Origin of the sequence: Sphingopyxis sp. Geo48 (assembly GCF_949769155.1) — a bacterium.
Taxonomy (GTDB): Bacteria; Pseudomonadota; Alphaproteobacteria; order Sphingomonadales; family Sphingomonadaceae; genus Sphingopyxis.
Map to the genome: position 1 here is coordinate 1,135,202 of NZ_CATKPA010000001.1, position 16,929 is coordinate 1,152,130.

Annotated in this window: 17 protein-coding genes; 8 read left to right on the forward strand and 9 right to left on the reverse strand. The window is 66.7% G+C overall.

The window, feature by feature from the left end; all coding sequences use genetic code 11:
* Window positions 1–6: 6 nt before the first annotated feature.
* Genes thrS through QOL79_RS05820 form a run of 3 tightly spaced genes read left to right on the forward strand, consistent with a single transcriptional unit; the run spans window position 7 to window position 3,622 of the window.
* Window positions 7–2,010, forward strand: a complete 2,004-nt coding sequence (thrS, locus tag QOL79_RS05810) for a threonine--tRNA ligase (protein WP_283418943.1) — start codon at window positions 7–9, stop codon at window positions 2,008–2,010.
* Window positions 2,007–2,864, forward strand: coding sequence for a metallophosphoesterase (locus QOL79_RS05815; protein WP_283418944.1), 858 nt, complete (start codon window positions 2,007–2,009; stop codon window positions 2,862–2,864). Before thrS ends, QOL79_RS05815 begins: the two co-directional genes overlap by 4 nt.
* A complete protein-coding gene (locus QOL79_RS05820) occupies window positions 2,861–3,622 on the forward strand; it encodes a sulfite exporter TauE/SafE family protein (protein ID WP_283418945.1) in 762 nt (253 codons plus the stop codon). The genes QOL79_RS05815 and QOL79_RS05820 overlap by 4 nt, the downstream gene beginning before the upstream one ends.
* Here the strand turns inward: QOL79_RS05820 and QOL79_RS05825 are convergent.
* Window positions 3,619–6,120 carry an ABC transporter permease gene (locus tag QOL79_RS05825; protein ID WP_283418946.1) on the reverse strand — a complete coding sequence of 834 codons (2,502 nt, stop codon included), beginning with the start codon at window positions 6,118–6,120 and terminating at the stop codon, window positions 3,619–3,621. The genes QOL79_RS05820 and QOL79_RS05825 overlap by 4 nt on opposite strands.
* Window positions 6,121–6,122: 2 nt before the next feature.
* A complete protein-coding gene (locus QOL79_RS05830; RefSeq protein ID WP_502957470.1) occupies window positions 6,123–6,794 on the reverse strand; it encodes an ABC transporter ATP-binding protein in 672 nt (223 codons plus the stop codon).
* A 46-nt stretch (window positions 6,795–6,840) separates the two neighbouring features.
* Here QOL79_RS05830 and QOL79_RS05835 point away from each other — a divergent pair, with 46 nt between their 5' ends.
* Entirely contained in the window at window positions 6,841–7,554 is a 714-nt protein-coding gene (locus QOL79_RS05835) for an arylesterase (RefSeq protein ID WP_283418948.1), read from the forward strand.
* A gap of 132 nt (window positions 7,555–7,686) precedes the next feature.
* Here QOL79_RS05835 and QOL79_RS05840 read toward each other — a convergent pair whose 3' ends face one another.
* From QOL79_RS05840 to QOL79_RS05850, 3 genes are all read right to left on the reverse strand, one after another.
* Complete coding sequence (locus QOL79_RS05840; RefSeq protein ID WP_283418949.1) at window positions 7,687–8,331, reverse strand: MOSC domain-containing protein; 645 nt, start codon at window positions 8,329–8,331, stop codon at window positions 7,687–7,689.
* Window positions 8,328–8,657, reverse strand: a complete 330-nt coding sequence (locus QOL79_RS05845) for a YnfA family protein (protein ID WP_283418950.1) — start codon at window positions 8,655–8,657, stop codon at window positions 8,328–8,330. Before QOL79_RS05845 ends, QOL79_RS05840 begins: the two co-directional genes overlap by 4 nt.
* A gap of 488 nt (window positions 8,658–9,145) precedes the next feature.
* Window positions 9,146–9,604: an outer membrane beta-barrel protein gene (locus QOL79_RS05850; protein ID WP_282949766.1), complete on the reverse strand. Its 459-nt coding sequence runs from the start codon at window positions 9,602–9,604 to the stop codon at window positions 9,146–9,148.
* Between the two features lie 226 nt (window positions 9,605–9,830).
* Between QOL79_RS05850 and QOL79_RS05855 the strand changes: the two genes are divergently transcribed.
* On the forward strand, window positions 9,831–10,217 hold the full coding sequence (locus tag QOL79_RS05855; RefSeq protein ID WP_058455356.1) for a hypothetical protein: 387 nt from the start codon (window positions 9,831–9,833) through the stop codon (window positions 10,215–10,217).
* Between the two features lie 9 nt (window positions 10,218–10,226).
* Window positions 10,227–11,927, forward strand: a complete 1,701-nt coding sequence (locus tag QOL79_RS05860) for a caspase, EACC1-associated type (protein ID WP_283418951.1) — start codon at window positions 10,227–10,229, stop codon at window positions 11,925–11,927.
* Here QOL79_RS05860 and rlmN read toward each other — a convergent pair.
* The gene (rlmN, locus tag QOL79_RS05865; RefSeq protein ID WP_283418952.1) at window positions 11,924–13,162 is read right to left on the reverse strand and encodes a dual-specificity RNA methyltransferase RlmN; all 1,239 of its coding nucleotides are present in this window, start codon (window positions 13,160–13,162) and stop codon (window positions 11,924–11,926) included. The two genes, QOL79_RS05860 and rlmN, sit on opposite strands and share 4 nt — an antisense overlap.
* Window positions 13,163–13,337: 175 nt before the next feature.
* Complete coding sequence (locus QOL79_RS05870; RefSeq protein ID WP_283418953.1) at window positions 13,338–14,081, reverse strand: SDR family oxidoreductase; 744 nt, start codon at window positions 14,079–14,081, stop codon at window positions 13,338–13,340.
* Window positions 14,082–14,195: 114 nt separating this feature from the next.
* On the opposite strand from QOL79_RS05870, the gene QOL79_RS05875 reads away from it, so the two are divergent.
* Window positions 14,196–14,588, forward strand: coding sequence for a winged helix-turn-helix transcriptional regulator (locus tag QOL79_RS05875; RefSeq protein ID WP_283418954.1), 393 nt, complete (start codon window positions 14,196–14,198; stop codon window positions 14,586–14,588).
* 82 nt (window positions 14,589–14,670) lie between these two features.
* On the opposite strand, the gene QOL79_RS05880 is transcribed toward QOL79_RS05875, so the two are convergent.
* Window positions 14,671–14,994, reverse strand: a complete 324-nt coding sequence (locus tag QOL79_RS05880; RefSeq protein ID WP_058455351.1) for a UrcA family protein — start codon at window positions 14,992–14,994, stop codon at window positions 14,671–14,673.
* 150 nt (window positions 14,995–15,144) lie between these two features.
* On the opposite strand from QOL79_RS05880, the gene QOL79_RS05885 reads away from it, so the two are divergent.
* On the forward strand, window positions 15,145–16,026 hold the full coding sequence (locus QOL79_RS05885; RefSeq protein WP_283418955.1) for a LysR family transcriptional regulator: 882 nt from the start codon (window positions 15,145–15,147) through the stop codon (window positions 16,024–16,026).
* Here the strand turns inward: QOL79_RS05885 and QOL79_RS05890 are convergent.
* On the reverse strand, window positions 16,023–16,715 hold the full coding sequence (locus QOL79_RS05890) for an aspartate/glutamate racemase family protein (protein WP_283418956.1): 693 nt from the start codon (window positions 16,713–16,715) through the stop codon (window positions 16,023–16,025). The two genes, QOL79_RS05885 and QOL79_RS05890, sit on opposite strands and share 4 nt — an antisense overlap.
* Window positions 16,716–16,929 lie beyond the last annotated feature (214 nt).

Here is a 16,929-nt window from a genome sequence, read left to right on the forward strand (position 1 = left end):
CTTTCCATGTCCCAGATGATCCGCGTCACCCTTCCCGATGGCTCTGCCCGAGAAGTCGCGCGCGGGACTACCCCGGCGCAGATTGCGGCGGATATCGGACCCGGCCTCGCGAAGGCCGCGCTCGCCGCGAAGGTCGACGGCGAGCTGCGCGACATCATGCGCCCGCTGGAGGAAGACACGAACCTCGCGCTGGTGACGAGCCGCGACGAGGCCGACGCGCTCGAACTGGTGCGCCACGACTATGCACATGTGCTGGCGGAGGCGGTACAGAATCTGTTCCCCGGCACGCAGATCACTTTCGGTCCATCGACGAACGACGGCTTCTATTACGACTTCGCGCCGACCGCCGAACATGGCGCGTTCCGCGACGACGAGCTGCCGCTGATCGAGGAGGAGATGCGCCGGATCATCGCCGCCGACCTTCCGCTGACGCGCGAGGTTTGGCAGCGCGACAAGCTGATCGCCAAGTGGCAGGCGGAGGGCGAAACCTTCAAGGCCGAATGGGCGCACGAACTGCCCGAAGGCGAGGAACTCACCGTCTATCGCTCCGGCGACGGCTGGATGGACATGTGCCGCGGCCCGCACCTCGCATCGACGGGCAAGCTCGACCCCGCGGCGTTCAAGCTGACGCGCGTCTCGGGCGCCTATTGGCGCGGCGACCAGAAGAATGCGCAATTGAGCCGCATCTATGGCACCGGCTGGCTCAACAAGAAGCAGCTCGCCGAGCATCTCGTCCGGCTGGAGGAGGCCGCGAAGCGCGACCATCGCAAGATCGGGCGCGAGATGGACCTCTTTCACCTGCAGGAAGAAGCGCACGGCAGCGTTTTCTGGCACCCGAAGGGCTATCGCATCTACCGCGAGCTCGAGGCCTATATGCGGCGCGCGATCGACGGCGCCGGCTATCAGGAGGTCAAGACGCCGCAGGTGATGGACGCGCGCCAGTGGGAGCAGTCGGGTCACTGGGGCAAATATCGCGAGAATATGTTCGTCATCCCCGACGAGGTTCCGAATATCGAGGACGACGGCCCGCTGGTGTCGGACGACGCCGAGTGGATGGCGCTGAAGCCGATGAACTGTCCTGCGCACGTCCTGATCTTCCGCCAGGGGATTAAGTCGTACCGCGACCTGCCACTGCGCATGGCCGAAATGGGCTGCTGCCACCGCAACGAGCCGCACGGCGCGCTCCACGGCATCATGCGCGTCCGCCAATTCACGCAGGACGATGGCCATATCTTCTGCCGCGAGGACCAGATCGTCGAAGAAGTGCGGTCGTTCTGCGAACTGCTCGACCGCGTCTACAAGCAGCTCGGGTTCGAAAAATATGCGGTCAAGCTCGCGCTGCGCCCCGACATGCGCTTCGGCACCGACGAAATGTGGGACAAGGCCGAGCAGGAACTGCGCGAGGCCGTCGAACGCGCCGGCGTGGCGAACGACGATTATGGCTGGGAAGAATTGCCGGGCGAGGGCGCCTTCTATGCGCCCAAGCTCGAATTCCACCTGACCGATGCGATCGGGCGGACGTGGCAGTGCGGGACGATCCAGTCCGACCGCGTGATGCCCGAACGCCTCGACGCCTCGTACATCGGCGAGGATGGCGAGCGCCACCGCCCGGTGATGCTGCACCGCGCGATCCTCGGCACTTACGAACGTTTCATCGGCATCCTGATCGAGCATTTCGCCGGCCGTTTCCCGACCTGGCTCGCGCCGGTGCAGGCGGTGGTCGCGACGATCGTTTCCGACGCCGACGACTATGCGAAGGATGCGGTGGCGCAACTCGAAGCCGCGGGCGTGCGCGTCGAGGCCGATCTGCGCAACGAGAAGATCAACTACAAGGTTCGCGAGCACAGCCTGCAAAAGGTTCCCTATCTGCTCGTCGTCGGCAAGCGCGAGGCCGAAGAAGGCACCGTCGCGATCCGCACGCTCGGCCAGGACGGCCAGCGCATCATGCCGCTCGCCGAGGCGGTCGCGATGCTGAAGGGTGAGGCCACCCCGCCGGACCTCAAGGATTGAGGGCGAAACCGCGGCGGCGATGGCGGCGCTGGGCCGCGCTTCTGGTATTGCTCGGCGTCGCGATCCTCGCGCGCGGCTACTGGAACTCGACCCGTGACCCCGTCGTCCGCTCGGCGGCGGTCGCGGTCGCCGACTGGCCCGAGGGGCAGGCACCGCTGCGGGTGCTGCTCCTTTCGGACACGCATGTCGCCGGGCCCGACATGCCGCCCGCACGGCTCGCGCGGATCGTCGACGGGCTCAATCGGCTGAAGCCCGACCTGGTGCTGATCGCGGGCGATCTCGTCAGCGAAAAGCGCACCGCGACTCACATCTACACGCCCGCCGAAATCGTCGCCCCGCTCGGCCGCTTGAAGGCGCCCCTCGGCGTCGTCGTTGCGCCGGGCAATCACGATCACTGGTTCCGGCCCGATGCGCTGCGCGGCGCGCTCGAGAAGCAGGGGCTTCGCGTCCTCCAGAATGAGGCGGTGAAGCGCGGCCCGCTGATCGTCGGCGGCGTCGATGACGATTATACGGGCCACGACGATATCCCGGAGACGCTCGCCGCGATGGACGCGCTCGGGCCGGGCGTGCCGGTCATCGTGTCGCACAGTCCCGATATCGTTCCCGATATCCATCGCCCCGTTGCGGCGGTGTTCGCGGGGCATACGCATTGCGGGCAGATCCGCCTGCCCGTCATCGGCGCGCTGACCTATGTCTCGCGCTATGGCAATCGTTTCGCGTGCGGCGACATGACCGACAAGGGTCAGCGACTGTTCGTCGGCGCAGGGCTCGGGACGAGCATCTTGCCGCTCCGCTTCAACACCCCGCCCGACGTCTGGCTGGTGACGATCGGGCCGAAGGGCGCGACGCGGTGAACGGAATTCTCCACCTCGTCGGCCTCGCGCCGCTTACCTTCGCGGGTGCGGCGGCGATGACTTTCGGCGCGGCGTTCGTGCGCGGGCTCACCGGTTTCGGCATGGCGATCATCCTCGTCCCCCTGCTCGGCATGCTGATGCCGCCGGGGCAGGCGGTGGTGCTCGGGATCATCCTGCAACTGCTGATCGGCCCCGTCGGCTTTCGCCGCATCGCCAGCGACGCCGACCGCCGCACCGCGTTGCCGATCGCGCTGCTCGCGATGCTGGCGACCCCGCTCGGGATGCTCGCGCTCAAGGCGGTCACGCCCGACGTCGCGCGGCTGCTGATCGCGATCATCGCGATTGGCGCCTTCCTGCTGATCCTCATGCCGCAGCATCCCGACGGGCATCAGCCGGGCCGGGGCGCAATCGGCGCCACCGGCGTCGCGTCGGGCATCCTGACCGGTTTCGCCGCGATGCCGGGACCGCCGGTCGTGCCTTTCTATCTCCGCCAGCGTATCGCGCCCGCGACGGCGCGCGCGTCGATGATGCTCGTCTTCTTCGCGACCGCGATCGCGGGAACCGCCGCATCGCTGTGGCTGGGTCTCGCGACGGGCAAGCTCTTCACCCTGTCGCTGCTGCTGTTCCTGCCGATGGTCCTTGGCGACTATGTCGGTTCGCAACTGTTTGGCCGCGTGCCGGTGCCGGTCTGGCGGACGATTGTCGCGGTCGTCCTCGGCGCCGCCGGCATCTCGGCGCTCGTCCGTCTGCTGAACTAGAGACTCCGCAGCGCCTGCGCGGGCTTCGCCGAAAGCAGGGGCCAGCTTCCCGCAATCCCGATCACGAACGACAGCCCGGCGCCGCCGACCAGCGTCAGCCCGACGATCAGCGGATCGGGCGCGAAGCGGAAGTCGAAGAGCTGCGTCACGACATACCACGCACCCGCGAGGCCGAGGCCGAGCGCCAGCAACGCCAATATGCCCGCCAGCACGGCATATTCCATAGCCTGCGCGCCCAATATCTGCCCGCGCGTCGCACCGAGCAGCTTCAGGATCACGCTGTCGTACACGCGCCGCTCGCGGCTTGCCGCAATCGCGCCGATCAGCACCGCGATGCCCGCGAGGATCGCGATGCTCGCCGCCGCGGCGATCGCCTGGCTCATCTGCGTGAGCAGGGTCGTCACCTGCGACACGACATCGCGCACCTGAATCAGCGACGCCGATGGAAAGGCCCGCGGAATGCTGTGCGCCAGCTCGACCTCGGCCTTCGGCGGGACGGCTACGGTCGCGACCATATTATGCGGTGCCGCGTCGAACGTGCCCGGCGAGAAGACGAGCACATAGTTGAGCCCGAAATTGTCCCACTCGACGGTGCGGAACGATGCGACCTTCGCCTGCACCTCGACCCCCAGCACGTTGACCGACAGCGTGTCGCCGAGTTTGAGCCCGAGCGACGCCGCGACCTCCTGCTCGACGCTGACCAGCGGCGGCCCTTTGTAGTCGGCCGTCCACCATGTGCCGCCGACAAGCTCGCTGCCGTTCGGCAGGACGGGGCTGTACGTCAGCCCGCGGTCGCCGCGCAGCACCCATGCGCCCTCGGGCAGCTCGGCGAGTTCGTCGACGCGCTGGCCCTTATACTCGGTGACGCTGCCGCGCAGCGCCGGGATCATGTTGACCTGCGCATCGGGCGCCGCTTCGACAATCATCGACCGGAATTTCGGCGCCTCCCCCCGCGGAATATCGAGCACGAAGAAGCTCGGCGCGCGTTGCGGCACGGTGCGCGCGATTTCGGCGGTGATGCTGGTCTGGATCGCCGCGAGCGTTACGAACAGCGTCAGGCCCAGCCCCAACGCCACAACCAGCGCACCGGTCGCGGCGCCGGGCCGGTGCAGGTTCGCGACCGCAAGCCGCAGCAACGGCCGCTTCGGCCGCGGCACCCGGCTCGCCGTGCGCCGCACCAGCCAGCCAAGCCCGACGAGGATCAGCAGCAAACCGATCGCCGCGCCGATGAAGGACAGCGCGAACAAGGGCTCGCGTGCGGTCCCGACCGCCAAGGTGATGATCGCCGCCAGCGCCGCGCCGACCGAAACGACCGTTCGCCGGTCGATTCGCGCGCCGCCGTCGACCGTCGCGCGATAGAGCCCCGCCGCGGGCACATGCCGCGTCGCCGCAAGCGGCGGCAGGGCAAAGGCGATCGCGATCAGCAGGCCATAGGCGGCGCTCACGATCAGCGGCAGCGGATAGAGCGCAAAGCCTGGCCGCACCGGCAGCACATCGCCCGCGACCGCGCCGATCAGGCTCGGCATCAACGCGCCGACGACCAGTCCCGCGGTGATCGAAGCCGCGGCGACGGCGAGAATTTGCAGGCCGTAAATGCGCAGCACCACCGCGCTGTCCGCGCCCAGCACCTTCAGCGTCGCCAATCCGGGGCGCTTGCCCGCGAGATAGCTTGCAACACCATTGCCGACGCCGATCCCGGCGATCACCAGCGCCGCAAGCCCGACAAGCGACAAAAACTGCCCCATCCGTTCGATGAAGCGCCGCGTTCCGGGCGCGCCGTTGCTGCTGTCGGTGATGTCCCAGCCCGCATCGGGGAAGCGCGCGCTCAGCGCCTTGCCGGCCGCCGCGGGATTGGCGCTTGCGGGCAGGCGCACCCGATACTTACTCTCGTAGAGGCTCCCCGGCTGGATCAGCTGCGTCGCGGGCAGGTCGCCGAGCCCGATGATCGCCACCGGTCCCAGCGTGAAGCCTTCGCCCAGCCGGTCGGGCTCCTCGGCGATGATGCCGTCGATTTTGAAGCTCTTTTCGCCGAACTTCACCGCGCCGCCGACCTTCAGGCCGAGCCGCGAGGCGAGGTCTTTCCCGATCCAGATCGACCCTGCGGGCGGCGCGCCCTTGCGCGCACCGCTCTCCAGCCGCATCGTGCCATAAAGCGGATAGGCGCCGTCGACGCCCTTCAACTCGGACAGCAGGGCATCGCCGCCGGGCGCGTTCGCCATCGCGCGCAGTCGCACGGTAGCCGAGGGCGCACCGATGCTGCGGAAACCAGCCATTTCCTTGGCGCTCGCCTCGCGTTGGGGCAGGCTGAATTCGATGTCGCCGCCAAGGATCGTCTGCCCGCGCCGTTCGAGTTCGGAGGTGATCCCGCTCGTCAGACTGCCGATCGCGGCGAGCGTCGCAACGCCGAGGAACAGGCACACCGCGAGCAAACGAAGCCCGCGGATGCGCGTCGCCAGATCACGTCGCGCGATCCGCCAGAGGGTCGCGAGCGGTAGCACGCTCAGGCGGTCCGCTCTTCGATACGCCCGTCGTGCATCACGACCACGCGGTCGCAATGTTCGGCAAGGTCGGGGTCGTGGGTGATGATCAACAGCGTAGCGCCCAACGCCGCGCGGCGCGCGAAGATCAGTTCGATGATCGACTGGCCGGTCGCGGTGTCGAGGTTACCCGTCGGTTCGTCGGCAAAGATGATCGCCGGGCTGCTCGCCATTGCACGCGCAATGGCGACGCGCTGTTGCTCGCCGCCCGAAAGCTGCGCCGGATAATGGGTCAGGCGATGGCCGAGCCCGACCGCTTCGAGCTCGGCCTGCGCCTTGCCGAACGGATCGTCGATTCCCGCCAGTTCCAGCGGCACCGCGACATTTTCGAGCGCGGACATCGTCGGGAGCAGGTGGAACGCTTGCAGCACGATGCCGATCCGCCCGCGCCGCGCCCTCGCGAGATCGTCCTCGTCCATCGCACCGAAGTCGAGCCCGGCGACGCGGATCGTTCCGCCGCTCGCGCGTTCGAGCCCCGCCAGCACCGCCATCAGCGAGCTTTTGCCCGATCCCGAGGGCCCTAGCAGCGCAACCGAGTTGCCCGCTTCGACCTCCAGGTCGACCCCGCGCAAAATTTCGACCGGGGCCTTGTCGCTCCCCAAAGTCAGCGTCACATTATGGGCGGCGATCGCCAAGTGAGGCGATGGTCGTTCGGTGTCGGACAAGAAGGAACCCTTTGGAATGAAAACCGCCGGATGGCGCTCCGCCTTGATATATGGTTGCGTTATCGCGCTTTGCCAACCGCTTGCCGCGTGCGGCTCGGCGGATGCGCCGGCGGCATCGACGAACGGCAAGGGCGATACGACGGCGGTCGCGGCGATCCCGGCGAACGCGCCGCTTGTGATCGCGTTCGGCGACAGCCTCTACGCCGGTTACCAGCTGGGCCCGAAGGAGGGCCTCGCGCCGCAGCTCCAGGCGGCGCTCGCCGAGGATGGCGTGGTCGCACGCGTCCAGAATGCTGGGGTCTCGGGCGACACCACAGCGGCGGGACGCCAGCGGCTGACCTATGTGCTCGACAATGCAAAGACGAAGCCTGCGCTCGTTCTGCTCGGGCTCGGCGGCAATGACATGCTGCGGGGGATCGACGCGGCGCAAACGCGGGCTAACCTCGACGCGATGCTTGCCGAACTTAAAAAGCAGAATATCCCGGTGGTGCTGACCGGCATGGTTGCCGCGCCAAACCTCGGGCCGGAATATGCAAAGAAATTCAATCCGATCTATCCGGAACTTGCGGCGAAATATGATGCGAGCCTCTATCCCTTCATCCTCGACAATGTCGTGGGCAAGCCCGATCTGATGCTTGGCGACCATATTCATCCCAACGCGAAGGGGGTGAAGATCGTGGTCGAGGGGCTTGCGCCGCTGGTCGAGGACGCGCTGCCCGACGAAAAATAGCAAATCCTCCCTGCGGCGAAGCCGTGGGGAGGGGGACCGCCGAAGGCGGTGGAGGGGCCGCAATATCGAGCCACGTGCCCCTCCGTCAGCGCTTCGCGCTGCCACCTCCCCATCGCTGCGCGACAGGGAGGATCAGCCTAGTAGCTTCTCCGCCCGCGCGCGCCAGCTCGTCGCGAGCGCATCCATCGCGGCCAGCGCCCGCAACGCCTCCGGCTCGCGCTTGCCCGCACCGCCGACCAACAGGTGAAAGACCCGCTCGACGCTCCACTCGGGCAGCGGCCGCTCGACCAGCGCCAGCGCGTCGCCCGCTGCAACGCGACCTTCCTCGATCACGCGATAATACCAGCCGCTGCGCCGCGTCGTGACGACCGTCGCCGGAACCGTCGCGATCCCGAAACGGTGCCCCAGTTTCCAGCACGGCTGGCGTCCCTGGCTGATCTCGACGAGCGCGCTGCCCAGCCGGTAGCGGTCGCCGATGCAGGCTTCGCTCTCGATCAGCCCCTCGGTCGAGATATTCTCGCCGAACGCGCCGGGCGCGCCGAGCAGCGCATGATCGCCCAGTTCCCCCGCCCACCAGTCATAATGATCGCGCGGATAATGGTGGATCGCCTTGTCGACGCCGCCATGCACCGTCAGATCGGCCTGTTCGTCGCCGTCGATACCGAGCAGGCCGACGCGTAGCGCGCCATCCACCGGCGTCTTGGCTATTGCGCTTGCCTCGTCGCCGCGAAACGCCCGCGCCTTACCCGTCAGGACCGCGTCGATCGCATAGCTCATGCCGCGGCTCCCCGCGGCCCGAACAGGATGATCGCCGCTCCGCCCAGGCAGATCGATGCCCCGATCACATCCCACCGGTCGGGCCGGGCGCCCTCGACCGCCCACAGCCACAGCAGCGCCGCGACGATATAGACCCCGCCGTAGGCGGCGTAAGTGCGCCCGGCATGGTCGGCGTCGACCAGCGTGAGCAGGTAGGCGAACAGCGCCAGCGACGCCATTCCGGGCGCCAGCCACCAGATGGACTTGTCCAGCCGCAGCCACGCCCAGAAGGCGAAACATCCGGCAATCTCGGCCAGCGCGGCGGCGATATAGGCGAAGGCGGTCATCGGCTCACCGTGGCGCGGGGGGCGCGGAAAGGGAAGGGGGTTTGCAAGGGGCAGGCGAAGGACGGTTTCGGGGTGGGAAGCTGATGTATCAACTGCGTCGCCCCCGCGCAGGCGGGGGCCGCCATCGGCCTTTTCCTGCGCCGCAGCGTAAACCGACAGCGGCCCCCGCCTGCGCGGGGGCGACGGCTTATTTCGGTCGCTTTCAAACCTTCGTAATCCCGGAAGTGATCCGAGCCACTCGTCTCGTTCGAGGGCGACGATGAAAGACATCTCCCCCCCTCCCGCCGGCGGGAGGGGCAGCGAGGCTTGCGAGCTTGCTGGCTAGCCGCAGCGGGGTGGGCAGGACGCACCGTCGCTGGCCCACCTCCCACCCCTCCCGCCTGCAGGAGGGGAGAAGAACGGCAACGTCCGATCGCTATCCGCACCAGCAAAAGAAAAGGGGCGACCCGCAGGCCGCCCCTTCCTTGCGATATCGCTGTTCCGAAGGATCAGAACGCGAGGCCGAGGCCCACCGCAACGCTGTCGAAGTCGCCGAAGTTGCCGATGAACTGGTGGCGATATTCGGCCTTGGCGTACAGGTTCTGGCCCAGCTTGTGCTGGTAGCCCGCGCCGACATACGGGTCGTCGATGTCGCTGAAGGTGTAACCGCCGGTGACATAAGCCTTGCCAGCGGTGCCGACCTTCGCGCCGAGACGGCCGCCGGCCGAGAACTGCACGTCGAAGCCGTCCTTCAGGACCTTGTCGCCCGCGACTTCGGCACCGAGGAAAGCCTTGTCGCCAAGGTCGATGTCGTAGCCGGCGGCGGCACCGATGGTGGCGTCGTCGAGGCCGTTGCCGCTGATGTACCCGCCGCGTACTTCGACGCGGGCTTCGCCGCCGTCGGCAGCGAGAGCGGGGGTGGCAACGACGGCCGAGAGGAGAGCGGCAGCAACTGCGAACTTCTTCATTTTCTTTTCCTTTACGCTAATCAGGACCACGCCCTTTGGGTCGCGGCCCGGGCCCTAGATGGCCCTCGCGCCTGTCGCTGCAATGAACGTATCGTTCAGATTATGACAATTTTCTTACCTGTGTTGATTTTGCAACACACGTTCGTATGATTGCCCAAGCCTTGACTCGCCGTGCCAAGTGGCAGTTAATCCGTACCGGAGCGGGTCAGTCCCGCAGGGGAAGGCGATGGCGGAAAGGGATCTGCTTTACATCCTTGTCGATGATCGTCGCGGCCTCGATGAAGAGGGGCGCGATCGTCTTGCGCGCTCGCTGATCGCCGAACTCAACGAGCATGAGCCCGGCGCTGCGAGTCTCGGCACGGCCGAAGCGCCGCCGGGGTCGAAGGCCGGCGAGTGGGCGATGACCGCCGAGGTTGCGATCAGCCTCGGCGCGCTCGCGTCGTCCTGGGCGGTCCCGGCGATCGAACGCTGGCTCGACCGGCAGGACGCCGAAACCACGCTGACGCTGAAGGGCAAGAATGCCGAGGGCAAATATTTCGAGGTCAGCGTCGCCGGCGAAGCGCCGGCGGACGTGCTCGAAAAGCTCAACAACTTCATGCCGCGAGCGAAATAGGCGCGCCCCGTGAAGCGCGCGCTGATCCTTGCGACCGGCACCTATGCCGACAGCCGGATCACCCCGCTGAAATCGCCCGTTCCCGACGCCGAACGGCTGCGCCTGCTGCTGATCCGCGACGATGTCGGACCTTATGAGGTCACGATGTTGTCCGATGCCGGGCTGATGGCGCAGCGCGTCGCGATCGAGCGCTATTTCCAGTCGGCGGGCCCCGACGACACGCTGCTGCTCTTCGTCTCGGGGCATGGCGACAAGGACGCCGACGGCGACCTCTATTTCCTCGCACAGGATACCGATCGCGACCTGCTTTCCTCGACCGCGATCGGCGCGCATTTCGTGTCGAAGCAGGCGGCGCGCAGCCGCGCGAAGCAGAAGGTGCTGCTGATCGACACCTGCTACAGCGGCGCCTTTGCCAAGGGGCATGTCTTCAAATCGGGATCGGCGGCGATCACCGCCGAGGATTTCGGCGAGAATGGCGGACGCGGCACCGCGATCATCACTGCGGCGTCGAGCACCCAGCTCGCGAGCGAGGCCGCGGCCGAGGGGCGGATGCAGTCGCGCTTCACGCGCCATCTGATCGAGGGGATCGAGACGGGGGCGGCCGACGTCAACGGCACCGGCAACATCACGCTCGACGAACTGTTCGACTATGTCCGCGCCGCGCTCCGCCGCGAAGGGCCGGGGCAGGAGCCCAAGCGCCTCAACGCGATCGACGGCGACATGGTCATCGCGCGCAACCCGGTCCCGCGGGCAGTCCCGCTTGCGCCCGCGATGCTCAAGCGCGTCGCCAGCCGCAACTGGGAGACGCGCGCCGCGGCCTGCATCCCGCTCGCCGAGATCGTGCGAAACGGTGACCGGCAGCGCGGTCCGGCGCTCGCGGCGCTCCAGTCGCTTGGCGAGGACCCCGATGATCGCGTCAAACGCCGCGCGCAGGTCGAACTGACGGCGCTCGCCGAGCAGGACAGGAAAAAAATGTCCCTCTTCGGCGACCTGCCGAAGCCCGATCCGACCCCCAAGCCCGACCCCATCCCGGATCCGAAGCCCGATCCCGGCCCGACCTTCGACACCGCGACAAAGATTTTCATCGGCGTGTTCGCGGCGATGGTGATCGCGCTGCTCGTCATGATCCTGCGCCCCGACAAGGACGGCGAGGGGACCGATGGCACCGACATCACCGGCACGAGTACCAGCAGCACCAGTTCGTCTTCCGGCGGCACGGACACCGCGACGCCGCCTCCGGTCTTCGGCACGGGCGGAGAGGAATTCGCCAACTATATTGCCGCCAGCACGACCTATCCCATGCTGGTCGCCGCCTGTAACAAGGATTTCACATACGCGGCGGCCGCGTCCTGCTTCGAACTCGGCAAGGCTTTCGAGAATGGCGAGGGCGAGACGCAGGACTTCGCGATCGCGACGAGCCTTTACGAAAAGGCTTGCTATCGCGGCCATGCCGAGGCCTGCGCCTACGCCAGTTTCCGCATCAGGCCGGACAAGCCCGACCGCTCCTACCTGCTTGCCGACGCGGCGTGCAAACAGGACAATGCGCGCGGCTGCGGCTATCTCGGCTATAATTACGAAAATAGCGTCGGCGCGACGACCAATCTCTATTCGGCGCGCGACTATTACAATCTCGGCTGCGCCAAGGGCTATTCGACCGCTTGCGGCGAACGCGACCGCCTCAACACCGCGATGGGCGTGACGACGCCTTAGCCGAGCGCCGCCTGCTTTTCCTCGGCGATGCGGTCGAGCTCGGCGCGGGTCGGCTTGGTCGCGGCGCTCTTCAGCTGTCCGCACGCCGCCATGATGTCGCGCCCGCGCGGGGTGCGGATCGGTGCCGAGATGCCCGCCTCGAAGATGAGGTTGCTGAATTTGCGCACCCGCTCGGGGGTCGAACATTCGTAGGGCGCGCCGGGCCAGGGGTTGAAGGGGATCAGGTTCACCTTCGCCGGCAGCTTGTACTGCTTGATCAGCCGGACGAGCTCGCGCGCATCCTCGTCGCTGTCATTCTTGTCCTTCAGCATCACATATTCGAAGGTGATGCGCCGCGCATTGTTCGCGCCCGGATAGTCGGCGCAGGCCTGCAGCAATTCCTCGATGCCATATTTGCGGTTGAGCGGCACGATCTCGTCACGGATTTCCTTGTTCACCGCGTGCAGCGAGACCGCCAGATTGACCCCGATCTCTTCGCCCGCGCGCGCCATCATCGGCACGACGCCGCTCGTCGACAAGGTGATGCGCCGCTTCGACAGCGCGAGGCCGTCGCCGTCCATCACGATCTTCAGCGCGCCCTTGACCTCGTCGAAATTATAGAGCGGTTCGCCCATGCCCATCATCACGATGTTGGTGAGCATCCGCCCGTCGGACGTGTAATGGCCGGCGTCGTCATCCTCGTCGTCGGTATCGGGCGCCGACGCCATCGTCCCCTTCGGCCATTCGCCGAGCGCGTCGCGCGCGAGCAGCACCTGCCCCACGATCTCGCCCGCGGCGAGGTTACGGACGAGGCGCATCGTCCCCGTGTGGCAGAAGCGGCAGTTGAGCGTACAGCCGACCTGGCTCGACACACAGAGCGTTCCCCGATCGGCATCGGGGATGAAGACCATTTCATATTCCTGCCCGTCGGCGGCGGCGAGCAGCCATTTGCGCGTCCCGTCGTTCGACACCTGCGCCTCGCGCACGGTGGGCCGGCCGATGATATAACGGTCGGTCAGCCAGGGGCGCATCGATTTCGCGATGTCGGTCATCGCCTCGAAATCGGTGACGCCGCGGTGATAGATCCAGTGCCAGATCTGCTTGGCGCGCAGCTTCGCGGCCTTCGCGTCCAATCCGGCCTCGACCAATTCGGCGCGGATCGCGTCGCGGGTCAGCCCGACAAGGTCGATACGGTTGCCGCCGCGCAAGGGAACGGTGCCCGTCGTGACGGGGTCGATATGGCCGGGAATCTGCATGATGCGCGGCCATATAGTGGGGAAGGCCCAAAAGCGCAATTGTGCGCGATTCATCCCCTCCCGCAAGCGGGAGGGGCAGCGAGGCTTGCGAGCTTGCTCGCTAGTCGCAGCGGGGTGGGCCGTCAGACGTTGCTGCCCACCCCCGACCCCTCCCGCAAGCGGGAGGGGAGTCACATTACAGCGACTTCAGCATCGCCAGCACCTGCGGCACACTGCCATTGGCCTCGGCATTGCGCAGCGGCAAAACATTCTGCACCAGAATTTCTTCCGGCGTCGGCTCCTGCGCAAACAGCGCCATCACCTCGTCGGCAAAGGCGTCCAGCGGCATATAGCCTTCGCGCGTCGACTGGCCGGGGGTCAGGTCGGTGCGCACTGCGGGCGGCGCCAGCTCGATCAGTTCAACCTTGCCCTCGAGCTGAACGCGCAGCGCCTGGGTATAGCTGTGCAGCGCCGCCTTGGTCGCCGAATAGGTCGGCGCCTTGGGGAAGGGGACGAAGGCGAGACCCGAGGTGACGTTGACGATCGCACTGTCCGCCTGCGCCGCCAGATGGCCGACGAGCGCATCGATCAACCGGATCGGGCCGAGCAGGTTGGTGACGACGGTATCCTCGGCGGCCGAAAGGTCGCGCGCCGCGGTCGCATCCTCATAGCCCATGATGCCGGCATTGTTGACGAGGACGTTGAGTGCCGGGAATTTCGCCACGATGTCGGCCGCGAAGGCCAGAATCGCACTGGGGTCGGTGACGTCGAGCTGCGCCGCGTGCATGTTCGCGCGTCCCGCGACGGCGCTTTCGAGCTTCGCTGCGTTGCGCCCGGTTATGATTATGGTGTTGCCCGCATCGTGCCAGCGCTGCGCGAGCGCGAGCCCGATGCCCGAGCCGCCGCCGCTGACGAGAATGGTGTTTCCGCTGGTTTTCATGGTTTCTCTCCTGAGGGGGTGGTGAGAAGGCCTAGATATCTCTACACTCTCCAAAAGGAAGAAGGCACCCGAAAGTACCATAGTTACCGAAAAGAGAGATTTGGATTTTCTGCCATGCCCACCCAGGAAAAAATCGTCCACGATCCGAACGCGCCGGTCGATCCGCGCGTCGAAATGCTCGTCAACGAACTGATCGGCCGAGTCGCCGACAAATGGACCCTGCTCGTTCTCGAGGAGCTGGAGGACAATGGGGTGCTGCGCTTCACCGAACTGGCGCGAATGGTTCCCGGGATCAGCCAGAAGATGCTGACGCAGACGCTCCGCGCAATGGAACGCGACGGTCTGGTCGAACGGACCGTTCATCCGGTAATCCCGCCGAAGGTCGAATATCGCCTGACCGATCTCGGACACAGTCTTGGCGAGGCCTTTTGCGGCGTCTGGCACTGGGCGGGTGATAATCTCGACCGCGTCGAGGCGGCGCGCAAGGCGTTCGACGGCCGCGGCTGACGAACGAAAATCGGGGCCGCGATCCGGATGGGATCGCCGCCCCGAAAGGTGTCGGCGGAGTGCCTGCCGATAGGGTCTGAATTCAGTTGCGGATCGAAGCGACGCGCAGCGGTTCGCCCTGCGAAGCGCCGGCGATCGCGAGGTCGGCCTTGGCCGAGGCGACCTGCATCGTGTCGCGGCGGCACTGGCGGATGTCGTTCTTGCCGACCACGTCGGCGTCCGACGCCGTGCCGCACACCGCGACCACGGCGCGCCACACACGGTGCTGCAGCGTCTTCGCGCCGGCAGCGGTGTTGAGGTCGAGGTCGCTGTGCTGGACGACCACGGTCTGGGTTACGGGTTCGGCGAAAGCGGGCTGGACCAGCGAGGTTGCGGCCAACGCGGCGAGGATCAGAGTCTTTGTCATCTTCTATCTCCATCGGCCGGCTGAAGGAGGGGAGGAAGCCGGTGGAGAACCAGATAATCCATCGCCGCGCGCAATTGGAGCAACGATGTTGCGCGACCATTCTGCATAATTGCAGAATGAGGAGCGGGCGATTATGTCGCAAAAGGCATCATGTACGATTGGAATGACCTTAAGGCCTTTCTGGCCGTGGCGGAGACCGGCAGCACCTTGTCCGCCGCGCAGGCGCTGCGCGTCAGCCAGACCACCGTCGCGCGTCGCATCGCGGCGCTGGAGGAAGCGACCGGCCTCAACCTCTTCGAACGGCGGCAGGCGGGCTATGCGCTGACACCGGTGGGCGAGGCGATGCTCGCCCGCGCCGCCGATGTGCGCGACGCCGCCGAACGCTTCGGCGAGGCCGCGGGCGCCAGTTCGCGCGATGCGGGCGGTACGGTCAGCCTGACGGTGATGGAAATCTTTGCGGTCACGATCTTACCGCCGATCCTGCGCGACCTCCGCGCGGCGCACCCCGAAATCCATCTGCATCTCGACACCTCGGACGAGCCGCGCGACCTGGCATCGGGCGCCGCCGACATCGCGATCCGCAGCAGCAAACAGCCGACAGGCGCCGGCCTTGTCGGGCGCCGCATCGCCGACAATCCGTGGACCGTCTATTCCAGCCGCGACTATGCCGACCTCCACGGCATCCCGCACAGCCGCGAACAACTTGCGGCGCATCCCTTCATCGGCGGCGGCGGCTATGTCTGGGAGCCCTATCAGGCCTGGCTCAAGCAATACCGGCTCGAGGAGTCGGTCGTGATGCAATATGACAGCGCATCGGGCTTGCTCGCAGGGGTGCGCTCGGGGATGGGGCTGACCATCCTGCCCGCCTTCCTCGCCGACCGCGAACCCGACCTTATCCGCTGCATCCCGCCCAAGCGCGAGGACACCACCGGCCTGTGGCTGCTGACGCACGAGCGCTTGCGCCACGTGCCGCGCGTGCGGCTGGTGCTGGACTTCCTCGCGGCGGAGCTGACGAAGCTGGGGCGAACCTAGGCTTCCAGCGCCCGTTCCACCGCCGCCTCGACATGGAGCGCGAGCGTATCGAACAGCGGCACGGCGCTGTCCTCCGGTCCGACCAGCAGCATGATTTCGGTGCAGCCGAGGATGATCGCCTCGGCGCCGCGGTCGACGAGCGCGGCGATGACTTGCCGATACTCGCCGCGCGATTCCTCGCGGATCACGCCCTGCACAAGTTCGTCGTAGATGATCCGGTGGACCGCCGCGCGGCCGGCTTCGTCGGGGATGATCACGTCGAGCCCGGCCTTCGCCATCCGCCCCCTGTAGAAATCCTGTTCCATCGTGAAGGCGGTGCCGAGCAGGCCGACGTGGCTGAGCCCCGCTGTCTTGATTGCGGTCGTGACCGGGTCGGCGATGTGGATCAGCGGCAGGGCCGATGCGGCCTCGATCGCGCCCGCGCAGCGGTGCATCGTGTTCGAACAGATCAGCAGCAGATCGGCGCCGCTGCGCTGCAGAGCAGCGGCGGCTTCGACCATCGCGCGGTCGAGCGCCGGCCAGTCGCCTTCCGCTTGCAGGGCGGCAATCGGTGCGAAGTCGAGCGAGTGCAGGACGATGTTCGCGGCGTGCAGCCCGCCGAGGCGGTCGCGGACCGCCCGATTGAGCAGGCGATAATATTCGGCCGAGCTTTCCCAGCTCAGACCGCCGATCAGGCCGATGGTTTTCATGGCGCAAATCCTGCAGAGAAATCGCTGTCCTACATTATCGGACGGGCATAGCGTTTCGACCGATGCGACGCCATGCAACATTCCCGATCCCGTTCGCGTGCGAAACCGCGCGCCGCATGCGATTCCGAGTAAGGTTGCGCAGTTTTCCGGGGTTTTCCGGAAAGCCGATCCCGGGCGAAGGCCGGGCCCCATACTCCCGCATCTTGCCCTTGCG

Coding starts and splice junctions, on each gene's coding strand:
- thrS (WP_283418943.1), top strand. CDS start 7: ATGTCCCAGATGATCCGCGTCACCCTTCCCGATGGCTCTGCCCGAGAA.
- QOL79_RS05835 (WP_283418948.1), top strand. CDS start 6,841: ATGAAAACCGCCGGATGGCGCTCCGCCTTGATATATGGTTGCGTTATC.
- QOL79_RS05840 (WP_283418949.1), bottom strand. CDS start 8,331: ATGAGCTATGCGATCGACGCGGTCCTGACGGGTAAGGCGCGGGCGTTT.
- QOL79_RS05845 (WP_283418950.1), bottom strand. CDS start 8,657: ATGACCGCCTTCGCCTATATCGCCGCCGCGCTGGCCGAGATTGCCGGA.
- QOL79_RS05850 (WP_282949766.1), bottom strand. CDS start 9,604: ATGAAGAAGTTCGCAGTTGCTGCCGCTCTCCTCTCGGCCGTCGTTGCC.
- QOL79_RS05855 (WP_058455356.1), top strand. CDS start 9,831: ATGGCGGAAAGGGATCTGCTTTACATCCTTGTCGATGATCGTCGCGGC.
- rlmN (WP_283418952.1), bottom strand. CDS start 13,162: ATGCAGATTCCCGGCCATATCGACCCCGTCACGACGGGCACCGTTCCC.
- QOL79_RS05870 (WP_283418953.1), bottom strand. CDS start 14,081: ATGAAAACCAGCGGAAACACCATTCTCGTCAGCGGCGGCGGCTCGGGC.
- QOL79_RS05875 (WP_283418954.1), top strand. CDS start 14,196: ATGCCCACCCAGGAAAAAATCGTCCACGATCCGAACGCGCCGGTCGAT.
- QOL79_RS05880 (WP_058455351.1), bottom strand. CDS start 14,994: ATGACAAAGACTCTGATCCTCGCCGCGTTGGCCGCAACCTCGCTGGTC.
- QOL79_RS05885 (WP_283418955.1), top strand. CDS start 15,145: ATGTACGATTGGAATGACCTTAAGGCCTTTCTGGCCGTGGCGGAGACC.
- QOL79_RS05890 (WP_283418956.1), bottom strand. CDS start 16,715: ATGAAAACCATCGGCCTGATCGGCGGTCTGAGCTGGGAAAGCTCGGCC.